Origin of the sequence: Fibrisoma montanum (assembly GCF_003583365.1) — a bacterium.
GTDB lineage: Bacteria > Bacteroidota > Bacteroidia > Cytophagales > Spirosomataceae > Fibrisoma > Fibrisoma montanum.
This window is the reverse complement of the sequence record NZ_QXED01000006.1, coordinates 407,681-433,943: the sequence shown is the minus strand read 5'-3', so window position 1 is coordinate 433,943 and position 26,263 is coordinate 407,681. Positions and strand designations below refer to the sequence as shown.

Sequence of the window (26,263 nt, the reverse complement as noted above, 5' to 3'; positions counted from 1 at the left end):
TCAAAACTACAAAATTTTATTATGCAGATAACAGGAGTTTAACGAAAAGACAACAGCCAAATGCTCAAATTCACGGCTAATTCATGGGTTTCTTTCGTTACTTTGATGGTTTAATCAACAAGACAGCTTTACATGCGTATCCCCGTATTTCTGATCAGCCTGCTGGCGCTGGTTTCCTGTGAACTGACAACGCCCGGTTCATCGGAGGTTCAATTCTCGTCGGATCCGACCACTACGCCAGTCGCGCCGGGACAGATCGACGAGGCTTCAGGCATGGCGGATAGCCGCAGCCAGCCGGGTAACCTCTGGATTCAGCAGGACAGCGGGAGCCCTCCCGAACTGGTGCTGCTGGGGCACGATGGTGCCGTTAAGGGAAAGCTGGCCGTTCCGAACGCATCGAACCGCGACTGGGAAGAAATGGCCAGTGGTCCGGGACCGCAGGATGGGGTCAATTACCTCTACATTGGCGAGATCGGCGATAACAACGGGCAACACCCGGCCTGCCTTATCTACCGCTTGCCCGAACCGGCAAACCTCCAGACACCCATTACCCAGGTTGAACGCATCAATTTCAGATACCCCGACGGACCCCGCGATGCCGAAGCGATGTTCGTGGATCCGAAAACCAAAGACATCTGGATCATCTCGAAGCGGGAGCCTAACGTACGGTTATACAAGCTGCCTTACCCGCAGAATATCAACGAAGTGACCACCGCTCAGCCGTTTGGCGAACTGCCGTACACCTTCGTTACGGGAGCCGCTATTTCGCCCGATGGCACTGAGATTGTACTGCGAACCTATACTCAGATCGTGTACTGGAAGCGGCAGGACGGCCAAAGCATTGCCGATGCGATGCAGAAACAGTCGGCCCGTACGTTGCCCTACCGTCAGGAACCCCAGGGCGAAGCCATCTGCTTCGGGCGCGACGGTCGGGGGTATTTCACCATCAGCGAAAAAGCCGGAGCCTCAAGCGTCAATCTGTATTACTACGCCAAAAGGTAAACGGCTGCATTCGCCAACCGGGCTCGGCTGACAGACAGGAACACAACCGGCCCGGCAAAACTTTTTTGTTAGACCGGCGCTTTTAGTCGTGAAATACAGTCATTCGTTTCTGTGAGTAAAAACGCTGTTGTTATTGGTGCCGGCATTGCCGGTATTGCGTCGGCTATCCGGCTGGCCGTAAAAGGGTATTCAGTCGATGTCTACGAAGCCAACGCCTACCCCGGCGGCAAACTATCGAGTTTTGAACATACGCGAGCGGATGGGAACGTGTACCGCTTTGATGCCGGACCGTCGCTGTTTACCATGCCGCATCTGGTTGTGGAGCTATTCCGGCTGGCGGGGCGCAACCCGGCCGACTATTTTCAGTACGTTCGCTTAGACGAAACCTGCCGCTACTTCTGGGACGATGGTACGCGCCTGACGGCCTGGGCCGATCACGACCGGTTTGCGGCCGAAGTCGAAACTGTACTGGGTGAGCCGGGTGAGCACCTGCTGGCACATCTGAACGACAGCGCGCTGAAATACGGCGTAACCGAAAAGCTGTTTCTGCACCGGTCGCTGCACAAGGCATCGACCTGGCTGAACCGGGATGCGCTGCGTGGCTACCTCAACCTGCCGAAGCTGGGCGTATTTGGTACCATGAACGGCGCGAACGAACGGCGTTTCCGGCATCCCAAGCTGGTACAACTGTTTAACCGGTACGCTACGTATAACGGCTCCGATCCGTACCAGACCCCCGCGACCCTGAACATCATTCCGCATCTTGAATACAACATCGGCGCGTTTTTTCCGAAAGACGGCATGATCAGCATCACCAACAGCCTGGTCAGCCTGGCCGAAGAGCTGGGCGTCCGGTTCCACTACAACACCCGCGTAACGGAGATCGTGACGGAGGGGAAACGGGTGGTGGGGGTCAGGGCTGAGGGTATGGGGCTTGGGGCTGAGGGAATAGGCCTCAGCGCAGAGCCGTCGGCTGTCAACACTCCGGGGGCCGAACCCCATGCCCCGCGCCCCGCGCCCATTGCCCTTTGCGTGACAAACATGGACGTTGTCAACGCCTTTCGGAAGTTGTTGCCCAATGCAAAGCAGCCGGAACGGATTCTGCGCCAGCCCAAGTCGAGTTCGGGACTGATTTTTTACTGGGGTATCAAGCGGGAGTTTGCTCAGTTGGGGCTGCACACTATTTTTTTCAGCAACGACTACCGCACGGAGTTCGATTACCTGTTCCGGCGTAACGAACTGTACGACGACCCAACGATCTACCTCAACATCACGTCAAAGCACAAGCCCGACGATGCGCCCCCCGGCTGCGAAAACTGGTTCATTCTGCTCAATGCGCCCAACAACACCGGTCAGGACTGGGACGCGATCATCGCCCGGGCGCGGCAGGATGTGATTCGTAAACTAAGTCACAACCTGGGGGTTGATGTCGGTTCGCTGATTGAAACCGAATCCGTTCTGGACCCCCGGACGATTGAGAGCAGAACCTCCAGCTCGCAGGGTGCCCTGTATGGCAACAGCAGCAATAATCGGTTTGCGGCTTTTCTGCGCCACGCCAACTTCTCGCGCGAGTTCGAAAACCTGTACTTCGTAGGGGGGAGTGTTCACCCGGGCGGGGGGATTCCGCTTTGTCTGCTGTCGGCCAAGATCGCGACGGATTTCGTGCAGGGGGCGTAGGGCAAAGGGTAAAGATTGGGAAACTGTGCTTTTTTACCCTACGCCTTTGGCCCCAAGCCCTGCGCCCACTAAACTTGCCACATGGATTCGTCGTATCTGATTATTGTTTTAAGCCTGTCGGTCCTGATTTCATACGCCTTCGACCTGTTCAGCAGCCGGTTCAAAACGCCGTCGGTGCTGCTGCTTCTGTTGCTGGGTGTGCTGATTCGACAGGCAACCAGCTACTTAGGTGTTCAGGTGCCGTTTGCCAATGCCATTCTGCCGATTCTCGGAACACTCGGGCTGATCCTGATCGTACTGGAAGGGGGGCTCGATCTGGAACTTCACCCCGAAAAATACGGCCTGCTCCGGCGAACACTGCTCTCGTCGCTGGTCGAAATTGTGGGTACTACGTTGCTGCTGGCCGGCGCCCTGTATCTGCTCCTGAACGATACGTTCTACCATTGTCTTATCACGGCGCTGCCGTTTTCCATTCTGAGTAGTGCCGTGGCCGTACCCAGTTTGTCGAATCTGTCGGGCGAGCAGGGCGAATTTGTGGTATACGAATCGGCCTTCTCGGCCATCCTGGGCGTGATGGCGTTTAATTTTCTCTTATTGAGCCGCGATTCGGTGCTGGGGGCTGTCTGGATGTTTACGCGCGATACGGTCGTGATGGCGCTGGTGTCGCTGGGATGTTGTTTTTTACTGCTGTATCTGATCGGCCGGATCAACCACCGCATCAAGTTCCTGCCCATCATTTCGGTACTGTTTCTAGTCTACGCCATAGCGGAGATTTACCGGCTGTCGTCGTTGCTGCTGATTCTGATTTTTGGCCTGTTTCTCAACAATACCGAGTTGTTCATTCGGGGTCGGCTCAATCAGGTTCTGAAGAATGACCTGTTCGAGAAAGAACTTGACCAGCTTAAAAACCTGACGGCCGAGGGGGCGTTTGTAGTGCGGACGTTTTTCTTTCTGCTGTTCGGCTACGTTGTTGTGCCCCGCGAACTGATCGATCCCGACGCCCTGATTGTGAGCGCCCTGTTTGTACTCATCGTTATCGCCTGGCGTTGGCTGACCCTCCGGCTGACGTACCGGGGTAGTTTGCGCCCTCTGCTCTGGATTGCCCCGCGGGGTCTGATAACCATTCTGCTGTACCTGAACATTCCGGAAGACCTGCGGCTGGTAGGGTTCCGGGAGGGGATACCCATGCTGGTGGTCGTGCTGTCGTCGCTGGTGATGATGGCCGGTGTTGTTGGCTACCGGGGCCGGGTTCAATAACCTGGTCGTTTAGTTTCTTCACGCTTTCTGAACAGTATGCAGGTACCGGCTGAACGCAAACCAGGCTCGGGTGGTTAGGTATTGTAGGTTGTGCTCGTTGGAAAAGGCTTCGCGCTCGAAGCTGATGTTGCGGTAGGCGGTGTAATGATCGCTGTACTGCCAGCGACGGATAAGGTACTCGATCACGTACCAGAGGTAGAACGGCACGATGCCCAGTTCGAGCTGCTGCCGCAGGTGAATGCGTTCGTGATTAAGCAGCGTAGGGCCGGGATCAGGCCGTCGCACCAGAATAAACGGGAACAGCGCCATGCCGTCCGGGCCTAGAAAAGGCACTCTGATTATTAACTTTTTCGACAATTTTGCCATTCCAAAATACGGGCTTTCCTGGTTATAATGGCCCTTTGCCATTGATTTACCTATAACATACAGTAAAACCTTCGCTCACTCAACATGACGTTAACACTAATCCTCATTTTTATTGTCGGATATCTATTTATCACTATTGAGCATTCCATCGGCATTAATAAAACGGCTACGGCGCTGATTACAGGCGTTGTCTGCTGGACAATTTATGCCCTGGCGGGTCACGACGTAACCGAAGTGGTCGAGCAATTAGGCGAGCATCTGATTGAAATTTCGGAAATACTCTTTTTTCTGATCGGAGCCATGACCATCGTGGAGCTGATCGACGCCCACGACGGCTTTACGGTTATTACCGACCGGATTGCCAGCCGCAACACGCGGACACTGCTGTGGATCATTAGCTTTCTGGCTTTTTTCCTTTCGGCCGTACTGGACAACCTGACGTCGTCTATTGTGATGGTGTCGGTGATTCGGAAACTGGTTCGTGACCCGGAGCAGCGGAAAGTAATGGCGGGTATGGTCATTCTGGCCGCCAACTCCGGCGGAGCCTGGTCGCCCATCGGCGACGTAACGACGACCATGCTCTGGATTGGCGGGCAGGTAACGACCACCAACATCATCAAAACCTTGCTGCTGCCCAGTCTGGTGTCGCTGCTGGCCCCCCTGACCATCCTGACGATGATGTATAAGGCAGACACGCAGGCATCGGTCGCGACGGCGACGCAGGGTATCAGCCGGCCGTATGTAACCCCTGAAGCCCGGCGCGACCGGCGGCTGATGCTGGCCGTTGGCCTGGGGGGGCTGTTGTGGGTGCCTATCTTCAAAACCGTTACGCACCTGCCGCCTTACATGGGCATGATGCTGGCGCTGGGCTTCATCTGGCTTGTTTCGGAGCTGATTCACCGGGATAAGGATGAGGCTGACCGGCAACGCTTTTCGGCCTCTTACGCACTCAGTAAAATTGATACGCCCAGTGTGCTGTTTTTCCTCGGTATTCTGCTGGCGGTAGGCTCCCTGCAGGCAACGGGTGTATTACGCGGCCTGGCCGAATCGCTCAACGAATCGGTTGGTAATCTGGATGTGATCGTGCTTCTGATCGGCATGGTGTCGGCCGTGGTCGATAACGTACCGATCGTAGCGGCTGCCATGGGCATGTACGACCTGCAAACCTACCCGGCCGACGCTAAACTTTGGGAGTTTCTGGCGTACTGCGCCGGTACGGGGGGCAGTATGCTCGTGATCGGCTCAGCCGCGGGCGTGGCCGTGATGGGTATGGAACGGCTGGAATTTGGCTGGTACCTGCGCCGGATCAGCTGGCTGGCCCTGATCGGCTACCTTGCCGGAGCGCTCGTGTACCTGGCCGAGTTCTGGATAAAAGAGTAAGGAACCGGTTGTGGAAACTGCCCGCATTGATTCCCCAAAAGCCAGCGTACCGTCATTTCGGGTAGAGCAGTGTAGCGGCCCGGAACGGTCCATCCGCGGCCTGCAGCAACTTGGCTTTCAGCCGAGGGTTGTAGGCTGGATGTTCCGTCAGGAACGTTCGGATCAGGTTCGCTGCTTCGGAGGTCTGGTACGTACTCAGCGTAGACCGTAGCCACGATTCGGGGAAGAAAATGTCGCCCGTTCGCTGAATCTCCTCCAGCAGATCCAGACTGGCCCGCAGGTACTTTGCCGACGTAGCCGCCCGCAACGGATGATGCAGATACCCTAAGGCGGCCGTTACGTAGGCTTCGCGCTCCCGGTTGGATACGTCCTTCAGCGAGGCAAAAAAGGCGTCGCGGGTGGCAACATCGGGCGATAGGGCCGGCATCATGAACTGCAGCCGCTTCCGGCGGTCGGGGTTTTTGATCCGCTTCAACTGTTGCTCCAGCAACCCCTCCGCCGGATAATCCCGTACCGCCAGGGCCAGCGCCAGGCTCGTATAATCATCTTCAGTGAGCGTCACGCCAGCGGGTGCCTGCTGATCTTTCCAGATTGTATACAGCCGGTCGCGGGCTTCGGTAGTCAGCGCCAGGCTCTGGTAACACCGGAACAACAGTTTCTTTTTACCGGCGTGCGTCTCCTGCTGCATCAGGGGCCAGATTGCCTTCTCAGCCGCCGTGGCCAGCGCCAGCCGGTCGTCGGGTCGGGTAAATCGCCAGACGAGATCCGACAACTGACTCGTCAGCAGCCGGATGTTCAGTTCTTCGGGTTCGTGGGCCAGCTGCTGCAGATAAACCCTGGCCAGTTGCGCCGGTGCTACCGATTGCCCACTCAGCATGTTTTCGTACAGGCTGATGTACGCAGCCGCCCGCGTTACGGGGTCCTTGAGCTTGTCCAGTCCCGACACCATCCGCTCGTCCACCGGAAACAGCCCATACCCCTGCCCCGTTGAATTAAAGACGACAAACAGGGGAGCCGCCTTACCAACGGCTTCTTTCAACGCTACCTGCCTCTGGTTCATGTCGACGGTCAGTTGCTCTACCCGGTCCGCATACACCAGCGCCACCTCAAACAGCTGGGGCCACAGCCGGTCCGCACCGTTTTCGCCCGCCTGGGTAATCACGAACGAAGCGATTTTGTTGCTCGCTGTTTTGAGTTGATACGAAAACCGGGGGCGACCCGTCTCGTTGACCCACACCCGGTTCCAGCGTTGCAGGTCGGCGGGGGTGTAGGCATCCAGAATGGTAATCAGATCGGGCCACGACGCGTTGCTGTACGCGTATTTTTTAAGGTACTCCCGCAGTCCGTTGCGCAGCGCTTCTTTACCCATCAGCCGCTCCAGCTGCCGCATCATGATGGGGGCTTTGTGGTAGATGATACCCCCGTAGAGCGTCCCGGCCTCCTGCAAATTAGCGAGGGGCTGCCCAATCGGATTGGCTCCTTCGGTCCGGTCTACGTCGTAAGCCGCCGGGAAGTGAGCAATCAGAAATTCAAGGTCATAATTGCTTTCGGGCATACTGACCTGGGTAATCTTGTCGGCGATGAAGTTGGCAAACACCTCTTTCATCCACACATCGTCGAACCACCGCATGGTCACCAGATCGCCAAACCACATGTGCGCCGTTTCGTGGGCGATCAACGTGGCCCGGCTCAGTTTCTGGTCGCGGGTGGCTCCATCGTCCAGGAATAAACTTGACGCCCGGTACTGAATTGCCCCGACGTGTTCCATACCGCCGTACTGAAAATCGGGAATGGCTACGAAATCAAACTTCCTGAACGGATACGGAATCTGGGTGTAGTCTTCCAGAAACCTCAACGCATCGCCGTGAAGTGTAAAAATCGGTTCCATGCTCAGCCGGATCTTGGTCGAATCCGTTTCCCGGTGCAGAAACTGCATGGTCCGGCCATTCCGTTGCTGAGTAACCGGCTCGAACCGGCCGGCGGCAAACGAAAACAGGTACGTACTGATCGTTTCGCTGGGGGCAAAGCGGAAGGTCTGGCGGTCGCCCGAGGGCGTTTGGCTCTGCAAGGGGCTGTTGGTCATGGCCTGCCAATTAGCCGGTACCGTCAGCGTTAGCTGGAAGGAGGCCTTCAGGTCGGGCTGGTCGAAGCAGGGGAATACGGTGCGGGCGCGGTCGGGCACGAGCAAGGTGTAGAGGTAGTCATCGTTGCGGTTCAGGGAGAGGTTGCCCGCCGTAAACTGAATGGCTACCGTATTTGACCCCGGTTTCAGATGACTGGCGTCAATCAGAATATGTTCGTTTTCAAAGCGGACCGGTATCTCCGTTTGATTGACCAGAATCCGCGTCAGGTGGTCGCGTTGCTCTTTGAAATCGATCTGGAGCGGTTGGGTGTTGGGTTTCCAGGCAAACGAAATGGTTTCGGATGCCGGAATGGGCGCGTTTTTGTGAGCCGGAATATCGAACTGTAAGGTGTACGCCAGCCCGCTGATGGTTTGTTTCCGAAAGCGCGCCAGGGCTTCCGACACGCCCGTCTCGACGGTAGGTTGACTAGTGAGCATGGCCTTGGATTGACCCGGTCTGGCCCCGGACTGGCTGAAGCTGGTCGCGGACAGCAATAGAAAAAAGGAAGTGGCGTAACACCACTTCCAGATAGCATTCAGGTTCAAACGCATACGGCTGACAAACTGCGTGGTTCAATTAATCGATCCACTTCGAAAAGGGGTGTTTAAACAGATTGGCGTTGTAGTATTTTGCTTCCGTGGTTACTTCTTTCCCAACCCAGGGAGGGAGTTGAATGGCCTGCTTTTCGTCGGTTAACTCCACCTCCGCTACGATCAGGCCAAGGTTCTCGCCCTGAAATTCATCGATTTCCCAGACTAAGCCCTCGTACGGAATCCGGTAGCGAACCTTTTCAATGATGGGCGTTTCGCACAGCTGATCCAGCATCGCTACGGCATCCTCGTACGGAATAACGTATTCGTACTCACTCCGGCTGGCTCCTGAGGTCTTGCCTTTTATGGTCAGATACCCCTTATCCTCTACCGTACGTACCCGGACGGTCCGATCCGGCTGACTGCTCAGATACCCCTGGCGGTAAAACAGACCCGATACTTCTTGTTTCCAGTCGGTTCCGTTGACCAGAAACTTGCGCTCAATTTCCATTCCCATCCCGTTAAGCCGTCTGAAGGTTATCCGCTACCTGTTCCTGAGATACCTCGTCCCACCATAGCTTCCAGTACAGCCGGTACCGGCCGACAAAATCACGTGTCTTCTCGGCAAATAACCGGTTTGCTAAAGGGAAAAGCTGCTCCTGCAACGATGCTCGTTGCTGATGCAGCAAATGTACTATCGTTTCTTTCGTTTGTCGGTTACGTACCAGAAGCCTGCCGGACTCAATCTCGTCGGCTAGTACGCCAAAGTCATGGTCATCGCCCAGCAGCTCGCCCAATCGATCAAATTCATGTTCGTAAGCCCCAAAAAGTCCGGGCCAGACCGGCTCCACTAACCGGGTATGGTACCAGAGGTTTTTTACTTCTTTTCGCAATTCGTGCAGATTATGAATGCTCGGCTCCTGCGTGGCGAGTGCCAGAGCCTTGCGGCCACGCCGGTAGATTTCTTTGAGATTTGGGGCAATAACGGAAAACGAATGATGCTTCTCAGACAGGCCCGGAACGGTTAGTGGCGCTTGCCGCAATTCATCGACTACCCCCCGAATGTTGCGTTCATCGTCGAAAAACTCCCTGGATACCTGGTCCTGCTTCTGGTTCAGGGCTTTTCGGATTGTGGCAAAAACCCGGGCGGATAGCTGATCCGGATTGGCTTCCCGAAGTTTCTCCATGGTTTTGATCATTACGGTGGCATCCCTTAAATGGGAAAGCGCCTGACCGATCGCCCGGTAGTGCGTGTTGGCCTGCCGGAAAACGTCCTTGTCGAGTTCGCTCCTGACCAGTCTGAAAAGCGCCCTGATCTTTTTGATGCGTTTTCTGACATCATGAACCGACTCTGCCTTCGATTCGCCAGGAGCCTCCAGCGACTCAATAGCACCCGTAACCAGCTCAGCTAATATTCTATTTATATTGACGGCTATTGATTCGTCCCGGTTAAATACGTAGCCCATTTTCGTTACTTGTTTGGTGTCGTTTGATGGATTATAAACAAGTAAAAGGCCGATTGGATTAGTAAATCCTTATTTAACCGCAATCCATTGCATCGCGTCGGCCACAACGACACCGTCGGCGCCCTGGTTCGTGACGTCGACGTAGGCCTTCTTGCCGGCCGGGAACGCGAACGTACCGATCTTCACCCACGCGCCCGCGGTCTGGCCTTCCACCTGAATCGTTTCTTTCTTCAACGTAACGGGTTGCGTTCTGGTACCGTCGTGAATCAGCAGGGTCGTTTGTGAACTGGCGTCGGGTCGGCGGGGGAAATAAGCGTAGAGGTCGTACTGCCCTGCTTTGGGCAACGTAGGCGAAAACCGGACGGCTTTGGCCGACTGGCCTTTGCTGTCATCAACCACCAGCGACCGGCCGTAGCTACCGCGCGTTTCGTTCTTCCAGTCGCCCGTCAGGGTCACCTGCCCCGCGTTGTCGTTGTCCACCACTACGTCGGGTGTGCTGCCGTCGAGCAGTGGGTTTTCGATCAGGATTTTCTGCACGGCCGCTACGTTGACCTGCTGGACGGGTTGTTTCTGATCAATGGCCAGGCTGGCCGCTACGGCCGCCGACTGGCCCAGCACCATGAAGACCGGCTCCATCCGGATCGATCCGTAGGCGATGTGGCTGGCCGACAGACAGACCGGCACCAGCAGGTTCCTGCACTCGTTCTGCTTCGGAATCAACGACCGGTAGCTGATGGGGTAGGGCGGAAAGCCCCCCACCTCAACGTTGCCTTCGTTCTTGACCATCTTCATGCCGTTTTTCTCGATCACTACGCGCTGGCAGTTGTGCGAATCCATCGTATAAGCCGCCATACCGACGCCGTCTTTCACGACGTCTTTGCCTTCGCAGTTGGCCTGCGTCATCACGTAGTCACCGATCAGCCGCCGGGCTTCGCGGACGTACATCTGGGGTGACCAGTTGCCGTTGTCGGTGTATTCGTCTTTCGGGTAGCCGAACGTCAGCATCTGCTCTCTAATGTCGGGGCGCATTCTGGGGTCGTGGCCGATGAAGTACAGCAGCCCTTTGTTATACAGTTCGTGTTCCCGCTGAATCTGCGCCCGGCGGTTGTAGTCGGCTTCGGGGAAATCGTAGTTCATCCCGATCATGTCGGTCGAAAATGGGCCGAAATTGTTGATGTCCGTCTTCTGATTCGGCATGCGGTCGGGCTTGAGAATCCGGTTGAACGTCAGCTTCGGGTCTTTTTCCATCGCCCGCAGGAGTAACTCGTAACGCGTCGAGTCGTAGCCCTCCGGTCTGGTAATGGGAATCCGGTTGGCCGGGTTGCTGGTCAGGCAGATGCGGAAATTGTAGGCCTGAACTTTCTTGTCGCCGGTGCCGGGTGCGGCTGGCGGTTCGGGGCTGATGCCCCACAGCAGCCCACTTTCCGGCTTGCCCGGCACTTTATACGGGTCAACGCCGTCGGCAAACTGGTGACCGTTCAGGATCTGGACACCGTTCCAGGTTTCGTTGTACTGGCTGTTGGCTTCGCGGCCAATGGTATAGTTTACCCCCGCCCTGGCCATTAAATCGCCCTCATAGGTCGCGTCGATGAACATCTTCGCCCGCACTGTGCTGACCGGCTGCACCGACGACAGGGGTGTTTCGAGGGTAATCTCCTGAATCGTGCCGTTTACCTTCTTCGCCGAAACGATACGGTGGCCGTACACGACCGGTACGTCCCCTCGCTTGATGTATTCCCTGAATAGATTTTCGGCTACGCTCGGCTCAAAGATCCATTGCTCAAAGTTGCCGTAATGCTTGCCGAGTCGCCGGTAGAAATCGAGTGATAATCCCGTAATGGCGTATTTGTTGCCAATGTCGGTGTAGCCTAAACCGCCTGTGGTCAGGCCGCCGAGGTGACGACCCGGCTCGATCAGGACTACCGACTTGCCCATCTTTCGGGCGGCATACGCGGCCATGACACCCCCCGATGTACCGCCATACACGCAGACGTCGACCGTTCGGATGGATTGGGCAGGCAATTGATTAACCGAGCTAATCAGAAGTAGCCAGACAAGCGTTCTTTTCATGAATACACTAAGCGTTAAACCGTTTTTACTCCAGCCGCTGACCGTCTTTCAGCAGTACGTCCCTTAATTTCTGATAGGGAAGCCGCTGCGGTGACACCTTGTTGTCAATGGCCAGCACCGCGGCCGTAGCCGCCGACTGACCCAGAATCATGAACACCGGCTCCATCCGAATCGACCCGAACGCAATGTGCGAACTCGACACGCAGACCGGCACCAGCAGGTTGTTGCACTCCTGTTCCTTCGGCAGAATGGACCCGTAGGCGATGGAGTAGGGCTTGTCGGGGTGAACGCCGATATCGCCTTCGTTCTGCACGAATCCATCGGTTTTAACGTACCGCTGAGCCTGGTGCGCGTCGAGGGTGTACGACCCCATGCCAATCGGATTTGGAACGGTCGTTTTGCCCAGGGCGTCGGCTTCTTTCATCACAAACTCACCGAGCATACGCCGGGCTTCACGGATGTAAAGCTGATGCGGCCAGCCGCCGTTGTCGACAAATTCATCTTTGGGTAAGCCCCACTGCTGCATCTTCTCCCGAACATCAGCCGGTACGCGCGGGTCGTTCTGCAAAAAATACATCAGGCCTTTCTGGTACAGCTCGTGTTCCTTAATGATTTGCTTCCGGCGCTCGTAGGTCGCTTCGGGGTAGTCGTAGTTCTTGCCAATGTAGTCGGTACTGAACGGACCGTGGTTGTTCGTATCGGTTTTGCGGTTCGGAATCGGGTCAAATTTGCTGAACGTTTCGCGCCAGCCCGAATCAAACACGCGGGCCAGCAGTTCGTAGCGGGCGGGGTCGTAGCCTTCCGGTTTAGGAAACGGAATCCGGTTATCGGGGTGATTGCTCAGGCACATCCGGAAGCAATACGCCTGAATTTTATTGTCGCCGGCCCCGTATTGGCCCGGCGGTTCCGCCGACACTTCGGGCAGCAGGCCGCTCTCCGGGTTGTTTGCCACTTTGTAGGGGCTGATGTTGGCTGTGAAATGGTGCCGGTGGTGAAACACGTCCGTTTGCACGCCGTTCCATTTCTCACCATAGACGCTGTTCGCTTCGCGGCCAACGTGGTAGCGAACCCCCACAGCCGCCATCAGGTCACCCTCGTAGGTCGCGTCGATGAACATCTTGCCTTCATAGACATTTCCGCTCAGGGTCCGGAACGATTGAATCCCACCCGACTTTTTCGAGATGCCTTTCGCGGAGCGGTCGAGCCATTCGTCGCGGTAGATGGTCAGCTTGTTTTCCCTGACAAAATCCTCAAACACCTGCTCGGCGGCATGCGGCTCAAAGATCCACATCGTCCGGGCGTTGCCGTCGATGGCGGGCGTACCCTGGCCTTTGTTGCCGTATTCGTCGCGTTTCTGCCATTTCCAGGCCTCCGGCGACTGATAATAAGTGTACAGTCGCTGGTAAAACTGCCGCGACAGCCCACCGATCACTTCCTTGTTGCCCGTATCGGTGAAGCCAAGCCCGCCCGCCGACAAACCGCCGAGGTGCTTGTCCGGCGATACGACGATCACCGATTTGCCCATCTTCCTGACCTGCACGGCCGCCATGACGGCCGCCGACGTACCGCCGTAGATAATCACATCGGCCCGGCGGGTGGCGGTTGGGCGGTGAGTAGGCGCAAAGCCGGACAGCAGCACCAGGCTCGTAAGGGTAATAAAGAAAGTAAGGCGTTTCATACGGTCGAAAGGTATGCTTGTTTACAAAAGGCAAAGTCGGTGCGGGCCTAATCAACGGGTGGTAGATTAATAGCCGGGATTCTGCGTCAGTTGCGCATTAACGTCCCGTTCCGTCTGCGGAATGGGGTACAACAGATGACTTTCCGGAACGACAATGGTCGGGTTCTGGGCTTTTATGGCGTCGATGAGCCGACCGGTGCGGACAAGGTCGTACCAGCGGTGGCCTTCAAACGCCAGTTCGAGCCGCCGTTCGAGCAGGACAGCGTCGCGGAACTGGTCTTTGGTCAACCCGCTGAGGTCAGCCAGTCCCGCCCGTCGGCGGATGCGGTTAATGGCTGCGTATGCCTCCGGTGTCGGGCCGTTCTGTTCGTTGAGGGCTTCGGCATACATCAGCAGCACATCAGCGTAGCGGAGAATCGGATAGTTGTTGGTGCCTTCTCCATTGCCCGTTGCTGAGGGGTCTAAATATTTGTAGACGTAGCACGGGAACGTAATACTGGCCGGTGCGGCCGGGGTGCTCGTTGCTGAATACAGTCTCAGGGTCACATCCCGGCGTCGGTCATCGGCCCGGTACGTTCTGTACAGGTTTTCGGTCGGGGGATCGTCGCCGAAACCGGCCACCCCATTTACCCGGTCAAACGGGGGGCGCATGTAGCCCTGCATGAGGCTGCCTTCGTTGAAGCCACCCCCCAGCGCCTGCATCTCAAACACAGACTCTTTCCCGTTTTTGTTCGCAATCAGGAACACTTCCGGAAAGGTAGTCCACAGGTCGTACGTACCAGAATCGATCACCTGCTTGGTCTTCGTTACGGCATTGGCCCAGTCGCGTCGGGTCAGATAAACTTTGGCCAGAAAGGCCGTGGCGGCTCCTTTTGTTGCCCGACCCCGGTCGGCCCCCGTGTATGTAGCGGGCAGGATGGCTTCGGCATCCGTAAAATCCTGGACGATCTGTTTGTACACGTCGTCGACCGACGCCCGCGCTACGTTGAGGTTATTCAGCGACGTTGTCTCCTGCAGAACCAGCGGCACACCACCAAACAACCGAACCAGCGTAAAGTAGTAGAACCCCCGCATGAACTTGGCCTCGGCAACGTAGCGGGCCTTCAGCGTTTCGTCCATCGTAATGCCCGGCAGGCGTTCCACGACCGCGTTGGCCCGGTTAATGCCCTGGTACGTTGTCGTCCAGATCGACTGGAACGTGGACGTGGCCGGGGTAAACGTGTGTTTATCGAGGTCGTTTTTCGCCTGGTTCGCCGTTGAACGCCCACCGCCCCATTCGGCATCGTCGGTGGCCTGGTCCTGGAGAATCCACACTACCTGCCCAAACATATTGGAGCTGTTCAGCGGATCGTAGACACTGCTGACGGCGGCTCGGGCGTCGTCCGCGTTTTTATAGAAATTGTCGGGTGTGAAGCTCGACTCGGGGATCTGTTCCAGCACTTCGCAGCCACTTAGCCCGGTCGTTAGCAGGAGGCTTAATAAGAGTATCTTTTTCATAGTGGTTGTCAAGCAAAGGGTTAGAAACCAACGTTTAAACCAAGCATCCAGATTTTAGCGGCCGGGTAGCTGGCGTAGTCGAAGCCCTGGCTGCGGCTGTCCTGACCGAAGCGGTTCACCTCCGGATCGTAGCCCGAATAGCTTGTCCAGGTGGCAACATTCTGCGCGGTGGCATACACCCGCAGCGACTGAATGTTGAGCTTCTTCACGATTGTGGCCGGCAGGTTGTACGCTAGCTGAACGTTCTTCAGCCGCAGGTACGACCCATCTTCAATCTGCCGGGTCGAGATGCGGTTAGCTGGCCGGGTCGTCGACGCCCGCGGAATGTCCGTGTTCGTGTTGGTTGGCGTCCAGCGCTGGAGCATGTCGCGGTTCTGGTTGTTGGTGCCGTTCAGGTACTCCAGTTCGAAGCGGTTGGCGTTCAGAATCTGGTTGCCATAAACGCCCTGGACGAATACCGTCAGCTCCAGTCCTTTGTACGAAAAGGTGTTGTTGAGACCCCCGAGGAACTTAGGCTGCGCCCGACCGATAATGGTACGGTCGTTGTCGTCGATTCGCTTGTCTCCGTTCAGGTCGAGGTATTTCCGATCGCCCGGTTTCCGGGCCTGGGGGTCTACCAGAGCGGCTAGTTCGTCGGTGGACTGGTATAATCCATCCGTCACGTATCCGTAGAAGGACCCCAGCGGTTCGCCGACGCGAATGATGCCCGAGTTGACGTTCTGCGCGATGTTGGCAACCTGCCCCGCAAAAATCTGGGGTGCCCCACCAATGTCCAGCACTTTGTTGCGGTTCAGCGAGAAATTCAGATCGGAGGTCCAGCGGAATGCCTGATCTACGTTCACCGACGAAATGCTCAGTTCAAAGCCCTTGTTTTCAACCCGGCCCAGGTTCTGAATGGCGCTCGAATAGCCCGACGTACTCGGGATCGTTACGTTCAGCAGCAGGTCGCGGGTCCGTTTCAGGTACGCATCGGCCGTCACGGTGATGCGGTTGTTAAGCAGACCAAGATCAATGCCCACGTCGGCCTGGGTGGTTGTTTCCCACGATAAATCCGGATTGGCAATCTGGTTGGGGCCAATGCCGGTCGAGACCGCATTGCCGAGGGTGTAGTTCTGCGTAGCCAGCAGCGAATAGGCCGGATAGTTGCCAATGCCGTCCTGATTGCCGGTTAGGCCGTAGGTAGCCCGTAGTTTCAGATCGCTCAGCACACGAACACTTTTCAGGAAGTTTTCTTCTGACAGGCGCCAGGCGAGAGCGGCCGATGGGAAATAGCCATACCGTTTGTTGGCGCCGAAACGCGACGAGCCATCCGCCCGGAACGAAGCCGTAACGAGGTATTTGTCCCGGTAGCCGTAATTGACCCGCGCCAGGTACGACCGAAGTCCCCAGGTACCGATGCCGGACGAAGGGGTCAGCGGCACCGATCCGGAGCCGAGATTGCCGGTGTTCAGGTTGTCGTTGACGAAATTCCGGGAAGCGGCCGTACTATTTTCCGTACGGCTGGCCTGCTGCGTGAAGCCTACCAGCGCCCCAAGGCTATGCACGTCGTTGATGGTTCGGTTGTAGGTGAGCAGGTTCTCGTTCAGCCACGTAACGGCCTGGCTGTTGAACAGCGAACCGACGCCACCCTGCGACAGGCCGCTCGTTACGCTCCGGGGTAAGTACGAATCCTGTTTTTGCAGAATCGCGTCTATGCCCAGCAGCACCTTCAACGTCAGCCCGTCGATGATCTGGTACTCGCCGAACACATTGCCGAAGGTCCGGAAGGCGGTGTTGCGGTTCTTGCTGTCGCGGGCCAGGGCCACGGGGTTGTCGGCGGTGAAATTCAACTGCGGGCCGGTCGTGAAGTAGCTGCCGTCCGGATTGCGAACCGGAATGATGGGCGGAAACTGCAGGGCGGCTATGGTTACCAGACCGGCGCTGCCCAGGTCACCGTCGGAGCGCGACTGGTTGGCCACCGTCCGGTTTACGGTCAGGCTGTTGCCGATTTTTATCCGGTTGGTCAGCTTCCGGTCGAGGTTGATGCGGAATGAATACCGGTCAAAGTCTGAATTGACCACAATACCCTGCTGCTTGAAATACCCACCGCCAATGGCGTACTGCGTGCGCTCGTCGCCACCGGAAATCGATAGCTGATAATTCTGGATCGGGGCCGACCGGAAGATTTCGTCCTGCCAGTCGGTGCCTTCTCCGAACGCATCAACCTGCGCCTGGGTGTAGACGGGGTTCCGGCCTTCATTGGTGTTGGCTTCGTTTACAAACTGGGCGTATTCGCGGGCGTTCAGCACCGGGTATTTACGCCGGACGTTCTGAACGCCGTAGTACGTTTCGAAATTGACCGTCGACTTACCGGCTTTTCCTCGCTTGGTGGTGATGATTACTACGCCGTTGGCCCCCCGCGACCCGTAAATAGCCGTAGACGAAGCATCTTTTAATACAGAAATGGATTCGATGTCACTTGGATTCAGGGTACTCAGGACGTTGAAGTTACCGCCGTTGTTGGCGCCGTCATTTTTGAAGGGAACCCCATCAATCACATACAGCGGCTCGTTATCACCCTGGATCGAGTTGCCGCCCCGAATCCGGATGGTGGTCGTACCGCCCGGCTGACCGGAGTTCTGCGTAATCTGAACACCGGCCGCCCGACCCTGCAGCGACTGGTCGAGGGATGTAACGGCCACTTTCCGAATTTCTTCGACGGGTACGGTGGCTACCGATCCGGTCAGATCGCTTTTCTTCTGCACGCCGTAACCAATCACTACCACCTCATTCAGCGACCGGTTGTCGGCCACCAGTTGGACATCGACCGTTGTGCGGCTGCCGACCGCAACTTCCTGGCTGACGTAGCCTACGAAACTGAAAACCAGCGTTGCTTTGCTGTCCGGTACGCTGATCTGGTAGCGGCCGTTGGCATCGGTGTTCGTGCCGCGGGTCGACCCTTTCACCACTACGCTCACGCCCGGTAAACCTTCGCCGGTTTCGCTCGTGACGCGGCCTACGATCCGAACCTCAGCCAGCACCGTTTCCATTGGTTGGATCGTCCGCAAGCCTGAAAGACTCTCCGGGACCGGCACGGACGTAGCCGCCGACGTAGTGGGCAGTAAGGTGGGCTGAACGAAGCTCGTTTTCTCGATCTTTTTGTTCGACAGAATCAGGTAAGCCCCCGAACGGAGTTTTTTGAAACGCAGCCCGCGCGGTTTGAGCAACGTAGTCAGATTCGTTTCGAGCCGGGCACTGAGGCTGACGGGGTCCGCGGGTCTGCCGTCGGTTTCGGCAATAACCGACTCTTCGAACAGGATGTCGGCACCGTAATGTTGCTTAAGTTGCAGCAAGGTCTGACGCAGCGAGAGACCTTGCGGGGTAGCGCTCTGGTGCAACCGGGTAGTCTGCCAGGTGGCTGCGTTGGGTTGTACAGACGCCAGAGCCTGCGCCAGTAGAGGAGTGGTCGCTATGATCAGAAGCCAGCCTGAGGTCATTGCAAACGGTAGCAGTTTTCTCATTGATTCGTGGGTTTATCGGTATTCTGATAAAAGACAAGGGTTTGGTTACTGTGCGTAACGTGTAAGTCGAGCAGCTCAGCCAGGGCTTCGGCCAGTTCGTCGGAGGAACCGGCGCGAATGGTGCCCGTCAGTGTGCGCCGGGCCAGCTCGGGGTCTTTGAAATGAACCGTTACGCCGAACACCTCCCGCATCTGCCGAAAGACTTCAGGTAGGGGCGTGCTGTTGAAGACAAAATGACGGTACCGCCAGCCGGCAAACTGGAGCGAATCGGTCTGCTGCCGAAGCTTGAGCCGACCTTTCTGATCAAGCGACACCCAGTCGCCGGGCTTCATAATCAGGTTTTTCTGAACCTGCTGGGCCGACCTGTAGGCTAGTTTTACTTTCCCTTTCTTCAGAACGACGTCCGTGTTCGTCTGCCGATTGCTTACCGAAAATTCGGTGCCCAGCACTTCCACGTTCACGCCTTCGGGAGTCTGCACAACAAAGGGCTGATGGTCGGGTAAATGGCGGACACTGAATACGGCCTCCCCCCGAAACTGCACCCGACGCGACAGGAAGCCGTAGCCCCAACGGGGGACCCGCAGCATCGACTGACCATTCAGGGCCACGGTTGAACCGTCGGGCAACGTAACGGTACGTAGCTGGCGGGCGGTGGTGGTGATGGTTCGATAGTTCCACCAGTCCTGCGTACGATACAGACCGGCGGCTACCAGCACCGGTATGACCACGGCCGCGGCCCATTGCCAGCGTAGCCAGGGCCGGGAGAAAGGCTCGGCCTGGTGAACGTGTCGGAAAGGCGACGTAGTCCGGGCCGGATCGTCGAAGCGTTGCCGAAGCCGTTCCAGTACGGCGGCCGAATCGGGGCTGTACTGCGGATAGCTGCGTTCCCACTCGTCGAGCCACTGAAAAAACTGCTCGCGGGCGTCGGGTCGGTCCAGCCACTCGCCGATGATTTTCTTCTGCACCGACGTAGCGTATCCGGCAAAGTACGTGTATACTAGTTCTTTGGTTGGCTCCATAAACCTGTGATAAAAGCGTTGAGAATTAGCGCAGTGTAGTCAGTAGAATCCCCACGACCAGACTTAACAGATTACTGCGACGCAGCGCGGCCCGAACGGTCGACAAGGCCCGTAGCAGATGATTTTCGACCGTTTTGGGGGAGAGGTCCAGTTCACCGGCGATCTCCTTGTAGGACTTGCCGTCGAACCGGCTCATGATAAAAACGCGCTGCCGTTGGGGAGAAAGCCCCTGAACGGCTCGTTCCAGGGTCTGGTAGAGTTCGTCCTGTAACAGGAGCTGATCGGGTTGTCCGGATTCCAGGTCCGGTCTGTCTGGATCGGGTTCGTCTGCGCCCTGCCGGCCCAGTTCCCAGCGGATGTAGTTGAACGCCCGGTTCCGAATGGCCTGGTAGAGGTAGGCCCGGTACGAACCCGTTACGCGTTCATACTGCCGGTCCGCGTAAAACTGATAAAACAGATCGGCGACCAGGTCTTCGGCGACCTGGCGGTTGTACACAAACCGGACGGCATGGCTGCAAAGCGGAGCAAAGTAGAGCCGAAACAACTGCTCACAACCTTGCCGGGCATCCTGCTCGAACGTTTTTCGTATGAACAGGTCCTGGTCATACATGCCCGGCACCGACGACTCGGCGAGCGGACTCGATAGCGGTGTACCTTCCCCAGGCGGACGAAAAGGAAACGTGTTAGCGGACATTCGGTTAAGGGACGATCATGAGTAAGACAAGTTTGCCCCCGTAAATCCCCCAATACGTTAGTCAATTTTTTGGTGATATAATGCAAATAATGATAGATTGGACAAAAATTACGAACCTCAGTCCATGAACCCCTGCCTGATTAGTCGGCCCGGCCGACCCGTGGATGAAGCAATCAGGTCCATACAGCCAGCAACATCGTTTAATCAGCCAATACAATGAAAAAACTAACGGTATCCCTCAGCCTGTTTCTGTTAATCAGCTTTTCGGCCCTGGCCCAGACGACACCCTCGGCCCAGGACGTAATGGACAAATACCTCGCGGCCATTGGCGGTAAGGATATGGTGAAAGGCATTACCGACCTGCGGGTCGATATGTCGTCGGATTTCAACGGGAACCCGATTATGATCACCCGGAAGTCGAAAGCGCCCAATAAGTTTGCCATGGTGGTGAATGCCAACGGCATGGAAGTGATGAAAATGACCAGCGATGGCTCAAAGGTGGCCATGGGCGGCATGCAGGGTAACCGGACCATCGAGGGCGCCGACGCGCAGCCCATGATCCTGCAAAGCATGCTGTTTCCGGAACTGCGGGCTGCCGAAGCCGGCATAAAAAGCACGGTTGCCGGTACAGAAAAGGTGAACGGCAAAGACGCCCACAAAGTAGTACACACCTCATCGGACGGGAGTGTTTCCTGGACAGACTTCTACGACGCGGAATCCGGCCTGAAGGTCCAGACCATCTCAAAACAGCGTATGGGACGGGGCGGTAACGAGGTCGAGCAGACTACAACCTACAGCGATTACAAAGATTTCAAGGGGTTGAAATACCCAACCACAATCATGCAATCGGGTGGTGGACAGCAGCGCCAGATGACCGTCGACAAGGTCAAATTCAACGAAGGCACGAAAGATTCTGAATTCGCAGCGAATTGAGTTTGTGGTTTGTGGTTTGTAGTTCGTGGTTGGTAGTTGGTGGTTCGTAGTTTGTGGATTACTGGGGTATTGAATCAGGGTAGTGTACACCCAACTGCAAACCACTAACCACAAACCAAGAACCCCTAACCACAACTACAAACCACAAACCACAAACCACTATCTGCTCGCATCCTGCTCAACCCCACCGGTATCGGCTTCCTGGTTGATGCGCTCTTCGCTGCCGGGTGGCTCCGGCGCGAAGTAGTCGCTGAGAATCAGTCCGACGATGAGGGTGGCGGTGAAGCCCATGAGCCAGACGGCATTGAACGGCCAGAACAGGCCAACCACCAGGAGAAGAACCGCCACTCCGCCCCGTACACTCATGCCCCGAACAAAGCTGGCGTGCGGTGGCCCGGCTTTCAGAGTCGTCAGGCTGATACCGGCCTCGGTCAGCAGATAAGCGGCTACTGAGCCGACCAGAAGCCAGCGGACACTGGCCGTGAGTTCGGCCTGTGCCGAGGCCTGAATCACGTACGACAGGCCCACACCTATTAACGTCAGAGCAATGGTTAGCGGGAGGTGCAGATACAGCCAGGCCGCATAGAGCCGGGCTGTACCGCCTTCGCTCACCTGCCGCACCGCGTCATCGTCCAGACGGTCGAAATACGCCCACCACAGACCGATAATAACAATACCGCCCAGTACGGTCGTCAGCAAGGGAATTGCATCAAAGCCGCTGGCGATCAGCCCCTGGGTCGTACCCGTCACGGACTGCCCCAGCACGAGCAGCGTAAACAGACCGTAGCGTTCGGGCAGATGCCGCACGTCGGGCGGAAACTGGCGGTGCAGCCGGCCACCGGTGGGTGTAAGCGGGGTGGTTAACTCGATCAGCAGGCCGATGCCCCACAACACGTAGCGGTACGAAACCGGCATAAATACCGACCCAATCCAGAGTACTACTGAGATGCCGAAGCCAGTAACGATGTGCCGGATGTACGGACGGGCTTCGGGCACGTAGTACCAGGCGCGGCCGTACTCAATCAACAGAATCATTCGTACGGCTGCGTAGGTCAGGGCGTAGGTTCGGGAGCCGGATTCCAGCGCGTTGGGAATAGCCGCGGCCAGCACGATCAGCCCCACGAGTTGCAGACTCACCAGAAGCCGGTGAACGACGTCGCGCTCGTTGTCAAACCGGGTTGAGTAATGTGTTTCTCCGTTCCAGAGCCACCAGACTGGTACGTATAGCAGCAGAAACTGGCCGAACGCCGGCCCGCTCATGTCTTTCTGAAGCCGCTGGGCCAGTTGCCCGATAATCACCGTGAAGACGAGATCGTTGAGTAGTTCGGTCCAGGTGGTACGCCGGTCGCCCTCTTTTTCTTTCGGGCGAAGTCGGGGCAAATGGGAGGCTTTGTCGCTGGGGTTGGCCATGTACGTACCCGGTTGTCTCCCTATAACTACCGAATGTTACTTTCGGTTAGTCGCCCTTGCTGCATTTGGACCTATTGGTCAGGCTACCTGCAGCAGTTCGTAGCTCTGCTGAGCGATTTCCAGTTCTTCGTTGGTGGGGATAATCAGGATTTTAACCGGCGAATCCGGTGTACTGACATCGCGGAGGTCGCGGGCGGATGAATTGTTTTTATCGGAATCGAGGTAGACGTTCAGAAAACCAAGGTCGCGGCAGATCATAGCCCGCATCGTGGCGTCGTTTTCGCCGATACCCGCCGTAAAAATGAGCGCATCCAGGCCGTTCAGGACGGCCGCGTAGGCACCGATATACTTTCGTACCCGGTAGGCGTAGAGTTCGTAGGCCAGCGCGGCTTCCCGGTTGCCCGCTTCCATGGCTTTCCGGATGTCGCGCATATCGCTGAACCCCGTCAGGCCCTGCATACCCGACTGCTTGTTCAGCAGCCGATTGACATCGTCCGGACTGTGGCCGCGGCTGATCAGATGGAAAATAACCGCCGGGTCAATATCACCCGATCGGGTGCCCATCACCAGCCCGGCAAGCGGGCTGAAGCCCATGCTCGTGTCGATGGATTGGCCGGCCCGAACGGCGGTGATGCTGCTGCCGTTGCCCAGATGGATGCTGATGAGTTTGGCATCCGGCCTGTTCAGCCAGGCGGTGGCCTGCTTGCTTACGTACCGGTGGCTGGTGCCGTGGAAACCGTATACCCGGATGGCTTCCTGGCGGTATAAGGCCTCCGGTATGGCGTACCGAAAGGCGTATTCGGGCATAGTCTGGTGGAAAGCCGTATCAAACACCGCGATCTGAACCGCTTTGGGGAATGTCTTCTCCGCAATCTCGATGCACTGATAATTGATGGGGTTGTGCAGCGGAGCCAGGGCGAAAAGCGCCTTGATGGTGTCTTTAACGGCGGGCGTGATGCGGGTAGCACGCGCGAACCGTTCGCCACCATGCACAACCCGGTGGCCGATGGCTTCGATGGCATCGGGCGAACTGATGACTCCCGAGACCGGATCGGACAACAGCTCCAGCACCCGTTGAAGACCAACCGCATGATCGGCGATGGGCTCCGTACGTTCCAGGCGGTCGGCGCCCGTAACCTGATGGCGAACGAACGAGCCGTCGAGGCCAATCCGCTCGATCTGCCCCACACACAGGGGCTGGTCGGAGGGCATCGCAAAGAGCTGGTATTTTAACGAACTACTGCCGGAGTTTATAACGAGAATGTGCATGCCGCAAAAGTACGTCAATCCGGTCAAGGTTACAGTGCCTCGTCCTGGCACTGGATGGCCGTGATGACCACCGTATTGAAAATGTCATCGACGGTGCAGCCCCGGCTCAGGTCATTGATGGGTTTGTTGAGCCCCTGGAGCATCGGACCGATGGCCAGCGCCCCGGTTTCGCGCTGTACCGCTTTGTACGTGTTGTTGCCCGTGTTCAGATCCGGAAAGATCAGCACGCTGGCCCGGCCCGCCACCTCCGAGTTCGGAAGTTTCTGGCTGCCAACCGAGGGGTCAACAGCCGCATCGTACTGGATTGGCCCTTCTATTTTCAGATCGGGCCGTTTCTGACGAACCAGCTCCGTAGCCTGCCTGACCTTTTCGACATCCTCGCCCTCGCCCGACGTACCGGATGAATACGACAGCATGGCAATACGGGGCTCGATCCCGAAGCGGGCGCTGCTTTCGGCCGACGAAATCGCGATTTCAGCCAGCTGCGGGGCGGTCGGGTTGGGATTCACGGCGCAGTCGCCAAACACCGATACGCGCTCCGGCAGACACATGAAAAACACCGACGACACCAGCGAAACGCCGGGTCTGGTTTTGATGAACTGAAGCGCCGGGCGAATCGTATGCTGGGTCGTGTGGATCGCTCCCGATACCATACCGTCGGCATGGCCTTTGTAGACCATCATGGTACCGAAATACGATACGTCCAGCATCATATCCTTTGCCATGTCCAGGGTCACGTTTTTGGCTTTGCGCAGTTCATACAGCGTTTCTGCGTACGATTCGTAGTTGTCGGACCGGGCTGGATCGATGATGTTGACCAAATTCGTATCCAGGTTCAGCCCTAACCGCCGGATCGACGTCATGACTTCGGCCGGATCGCCCAGAATCGTCAGACTCACCACATCCTGGCTGATCAGCCGGGCGGCTGCCCGCAGAATCCGATCATCATTTCCTTCGGGCAGAACAATGTGTTTCTTCTGACTCTTGGCCGTTTTGAGCAACTGGTACTGAAACATGTGGGGGGTGATGCCCTCCGGCTGGAACGTAACGATCTTGTCGTCCAGCGCCTGGGTGTCCACGTACTTCTCGAATACGTTGATGGCCAGTTCAATCTTCTTTCGGTTATCGGCCGTGATGCGGGAGTGGATGGCGCCGATGGTGGTTGTCGTTTCAAACGTGCCCTTCTGTACGCTCAGGATCGGAATGACTGTTTGCAACCCCTCAAGCAGGCGGGTGATGGGCTCATCCGGCACGGTTCCGGCCGTCAGCACAATTCCGGCTACTTTGGGGTAATTGGCCGACAGATTGGCTTGTATGGCCCCAATGATAATGTCCCCCCGGTCGCCCGGCGTCACAATCAAAACGTTTTCCTTAATGTAGTTCAGGAAGTTGGGCAGCATCATCGCGCCGGTCACAAAATTGTCGACCTGATTGGCAAGCAGCTCTTCTCCGAACAGCAGCGTAGCGTCGAGGCCGTCCTTGATTTCCTTCATGGTCGGGCTTTGCAGGCCTTTTTCCCAGGGGATGACGGTGATCATGATGTCGGTAGGCAGCTGCATTTTCAGCAGTTCCCGGACGTCATCTACCTGCTCAGCCTTCACCCGGTTGGCCACGATTCCCAGCACCTGTACCTCGCGGGTTTCGAAGCCCTGCAGGGCACTCAGGGCCGCACTGATAATCTGAGCCGTTGACCGGTGTTCGCCACTGACGACAATCAGCACCGGTACGCCCAGGTTTTTGGCAATGGATGCGTTCGATTCAAACTCAAACGCAATGCCTTCGCCCAGAAAATCACTGCCTTCAATGACGGTAAAATCGTAGCGCTCCTCCTGCTGTTTGAATTTGCTGATGATGGTGTTCAGCATGTCGCCCCGGCCTTCCGATTCCATGTGCTGCAGCACTTCGTCCCGGCTGAAGGCGTAAGTATCTTCGTAGTTGATGGGCAACGCAAAGTAGTCCAGAATCGCTTCGATATGAATCTCTTTCCGGCCGGGTGCCTGCTGAGAGATAATGGGTTTGAAATAGCCTACTTTCTTGGTTTTACCCAGCAACATATTAACCAGGCCGAGAGCGATTAGTGACTTACCGGTATACGGTTCAACCGAAGCGATGTAGATTGCCTTTGTCATGCTGTATGAATTGATGTTCGGGCAGACCTGATCAGCACCAGCTCATACCCGTATGTAGCAACCAGAACAGGCCCTGTCTGGTTGTGCCCTACCGGGTCAGAACGCTTTTAATTTTTGTAGCGGGTCCTGTTGGCTTGAGCCGATCGGCAAGATAAGCCGGAAACATCGGTTCATGAAGCATGCCTCCGCCCGGTACGTTTTAACAAGGCTGTTGATAAACAGTCGGAAGGTGACTAAGTTTGACGTATTGTAGCCAAAACCAT

General features: G+C 56.7%; 18 protein-coding genes. 5 read left to right on the top strand and 13 right to left on the bottom strand.

Features of this window, described 5'->3' with window-relative positions; all coding sequences use genetic code 11:
* The first annotated feature begins 132 nt into the window (after positions 1–132).
* The 3 genes from DYU11_RS21950 to DYU11_RS21940 all read left to right on the top strand — a co-directional run bounded on the left by DYU11_RS21950 (position 133) and on the right by DYU11_RS21940 (position 3,936).
* Complete coding sequence (locus tag DYU11_RS21950) at positions 133–1,002, top strand: YjiK family protein (RefSeq protein ID WP_119669865.1); 870 nt, start codon at positions 133–135, stop codon at positions 1,000–1,002.
* Between the two features lie 111 nt (positions 1,003–1,113).
* Positions 1,114–2,679, top strand: a complete 1,566-nt coding sequence (locus DYU11_RS21945; RefSeq protein ID WP_119669864.1) for a phytoene desaturase family protein — start codon at positions 1,114–1,116, stop codon at positions 2,677–2,679.
* A gap of 81 nt (positions 2,680–2,760) precedes the next feature.
* On the top strand, positions 2,761–3,936 hold the full coding sequence (locus tag DYU11_RS21940; protein ID WP_119669863.1) for a sodium:proton exchanger: 1,176 nt from the start codon (positions 2,761–2,763) through the stop codon (positions 3,934–3,936).
* 18 nt (positions 3,937–3,954) lie between these two features.
* Here DYU11_RS21940 and DYU11_RS21935 read toward each other — a convergent pair whose 3' ends face one another.
* Positions 3,955–4,302 (bottom strand): hypothetical protein, encoded by a 348-nt coding sequence (locus DYU11_RS21935; RefSeq protein WP_119669862.1) that lies wholly within the window; start codon positions 4,300–4,302, stop codon positions 3,955–3,957.
* An 84-nt stretch (positions 4,303–4,386) separates the two neighbouring features.
* On the opposite strand from DYU11_RS21935, the gene nhaD reads away from it, so the two are divergent.
* Positions 4,387–5,682 (top strand): sodium:proton antiporter NhaD, encoded by a 1,296-nt coding sequence (nhaD, locus tag DYU11_RS21930; RefSeq protein ID WP_119669861.1) that lies wholly within the window; start codon positions 4,387–4,389, stop codon positions 5,680–5,682.
* A 52-nt stretch (positions 5,683–5,734) separates the two neighbouring features.
* Here the strand turns inward: nhaD and DYU11_RS21925 are convergent, their stop codons facing one another.
* The 9 genes from DYU11_RS21925 to DYU11_RS21885 all read right to left on the bottom strand — a co-directional run bounded on the left by DYU11_RS21925 (position 5,735) and on the right by DYU11_RS21885 (position 20,259).
* A complete protein-coding gene (locus tag DYU11_RS21925; protein ID WP_119669973.1) occupies positions 5,735–8,242 on the bottom strand; it encodes a M1 family aminopeptidase in 2,508 nt (835 codons plus the stop codon).
* A 139-nt stretch (positions 8,243–8,381) separates the two neighbouring features.
* Positions 8,382–8,846: a CYTH domain-containing protein gene (locus DYU11_RS21920; protein ID WP_229365974.1), complete on the bottom strand. Its 465-nt coding sequence runs from the start codon at positions 8,844–8,846 to the stop codon at positions 8,382–8,384.
* A 10-nt stretch (positions 8,847–8,856) separates the two neighbouring features.
* Entirely contained in the window at positions 8,857–9,801 is a 945-nt protein-coding gene (locus tag DYU11_RS21915; protein WP_119669859.1) for a CHAD domain-containing protein, read from the bottom strand.
* 69 nt (positions 9,802–9,870) lie between these two features.
* Entirely contained in the window at positions 9,871–11,871 is a 2,001-nt protein-coding gene (locus DYU11_RS21910) for an FAD-dependent oxidoreductase (protein WP_119669858.1), read from the bottom strand.
* Between the two features lie 25 nt (positions 11,872–11,896).
* On the bottom strand, positions 11,897–13,549 hold the full coding sequence (locus tag DYU11_RS21905) for an FAD-dependent oxidoreductase (protein WP_119669857.1): 1,653 nt from the start codon (positions 13,547–13,549) through the stop codon (positions 11,897–11,899).
* Between the two features lie 66 nt (positions 13,550–13,615).
* A complete protein-coding gene (locus tag DYU11_RS21900) occupies positions 13,616–15,046 on the bottom strand; it encodes a RagB/SusD family nutrient uptake outer membrane protein (RefSeq protein WP_119669856.1) in 1,431 nt (476 codons plus the stop codon).
* Between the two features lie 20 nt (positions 15,047–15,066).
* Positions 15,067–18,546, bottom strand: a complete 3,480-nt coding sequence (locus DYU11_RS21895; RefSeq protein WP_119669855.1) for a SusC/RagA family TonB-linked outer membrane protein — start codon at positions 18,544–18,546, stop codon at positions 15,067–15,069.
* On the bottom strand, positions 18,543–19,565 hold the full coding sequence (locus DYU11_RS21890; protein ID WP_119669854.1) for a FecR family protein: 1,023 nt from the start codon (positions 19,563–19,565) through the stop codon (positions 18,543–18,545). Before DYU11_RS21890 ends, DYU11_RS21895 begins: the two co-directional genes overlap by 4 nt.
* Positions 19,566–19,590: 25 nt before the next feature.
* Entirely contained in the window at positions 19,591–20,259 is a 669-nt protein-coding gene (locus DYU11_RS21885) for an RNA polymerase sigma-70 factor (protein WP_119669853.1), read from the bottom strand.
* A gap of 216 nt (positions 20,260–20,475) precedes the next feature.
* On the opposite strand from DYU11_RS21885, the gene DYU11_RS21880 reads away from it, so the two are divergent.
* On the top strand, positions 20,476–21,192 hold the full coding sequence (locus DYU11_RS21880; RefSeq protein ID WP_119669852.1) for a DUF2059 domain-containing protein: 717 nt from the start codon (positions 20,476–20,478) through the stop codon (positions 21,190–21,192).
* Positions 21,193–21,351: 159 nt separating this feature from the next.
* On the opposite strand, the gene DYU11_RS21875 is transcribed toward DYU11_RS21880, so the two are convergent.
* The 3 genes from DYU11_RS21875 to pta form a co-directional block, all read right to left on the bottom strand.
* Positions 21,352–22,602, bottom strand: coding sequence for a low temperature requirement protein A (locus DYU11_RS21875; protein WP_119669851.1), 1,251 nt, complete (start codon positions 22,600–22,602; stop codon positions 21,352–21,354).
* A 78-nt stretch (positions 22,603–22,680) separates the two neighbouring features.
* On the bottom strand, positions 22,681–23,871 hold the full coding sequence (locus tag DYU11_RS21870; RefSeq protein ID WP_119669850.1) for an acetate/propionate family kinase: 1,191 nt from the start codon (positions 23,869–23,871) through the stop codon (positions 22,681–22,683).
* Between the two features lie 29 nt (positions 23,872–23,900).
* A complete protein-coding gene (gene pta, locus DYU11_RS21865) occupies positions 23,901–26,000 on the bottom strand; it encodes a phosphate acetyltransferase (protein ID WP_119669849.1) in 2,100 nt (699 codons plus the stop codon).
* Positions 26,001–26,263: the final 263 nt, after the last annotated feature.

Bases quoted from the DNA above. Each gene is read 5' to 3' on its own strand.
- DYU11_RS21950 (WP_119669865.1), top strand. From the start codon at position 133: ATGCGTATCCCCGTATTTCTGATCAGCCTGCTGGCGCTGGTTTCCTGT.
- DYU11_RS21875 (WP_119669851.1), bottom strand. From the start codon at position 22,602: ATGGCCAACCCCAGCGACAAAGCCTCCCATTTGCCCCGACTTCGCCCG.
- pta (WP_119669849.1), bottom strand. From the start codon at position 26,000: ATGACAAAGGCAATCTACATCGCTTCGGTTGAACCGTATACCGGTAAG.
- DYU11_RS21935 (WP_119669862.1), bottom strand. From the start codon at position 4,302: ATGGCAAAATTGTCGAAAAAGTTAATAATCAGAGTGCCTTTTCTAGGC.
- DYU11_RS21915 (WP_119669859.1), bottom strand. From the start codon at position 9,801: ATGGGCTACGTATTTAACCGGGACGAATCAATAGCCGTCAATATAAAT.
- DYU11_RS21885 (WP_119669853.1), bottom strand. From the start codon at position 20,259: ATGTCCGCTAACACGTTTCCTTTTCGTCCGCCTGGGGAAGGTACACCG.
- nhaD (WP_119669861.1), top strand. From the start codon at position 4,387: ATGACGTTAACACTAATCCTCATTTTTATTGTCGGATATCTATTTATC.
- DYU11_RS21880 (WP_119669852.1), top strand. From the start codon at position 20,476: ATGAAAAAACTAACGGTATCCCTCAGCCTGTTTCTGTTAATCAGCTTT.
- DYU11_RS21870 (WP_119669850.1), bottom strand. From the start codon at position 23,871: ATGCACATTCTCGTTATAAACTCCGGCAGTAGTTCGTTAAAATACCAG.
- DYU11_RS21905 (WP_119669857.1), bottom strand. From the start codon at position 13,549: ATGAAACGCCTTACTTTCTTTATTACCCTTACGAGCCTGGTGCTGCTG.
- DYU11_RS21940 (WP_119669863.1), top strand. From the start codon at position 2,761: ATGGATTCGTCGTATCTGATTATTGTTTTAAGCCTGTCGGTCCTGATT.
- DYU11_RS21920 (WP_229365974.1), bottom strand. From the start codon at position 8,846: ATGGAAATTGAGCGCAAGTTTCTGGTCAACGGAACCGACTGGAAACAA.
- DYU11_RS21900 (WP_119669856.1), bottom strand. From the start codon at position 15,046: ATGAAAAAGATACTCTTATTAAGCCTCCTGCTAACGACCGGGCTAAGT.
- DYU11_RS21910 (WP_119669858.1), bottom strand. From the start codon at position 11,871: ATGAAAAGAACGCTTGTCTGGCTACTTCTGATTAGCTCGGTTAATCAA.
- DYU11_RS21895 (WP_119669855.1), bottom strand. From the start codon at position 18,546: ATGAGAAAACTGCTACCGTTTGCAATGACCTCAGGCTGGCTTCTGATC.
- DYU11_RS21925 (WP_119669973.1), bottom strand. From the start codon at position 8,242: ATGCTCACTAGTCAACCTACCGTCGAGACGGGCGTGTCGGAAGCCCTG.
- DYU11_RS21890 (WP_119669854.1), bottom strand. From the start codon at position 19,565: ATGGAGCCAACCAAAGAACTAGTATACACGTACTTTGCCGGATACGCT.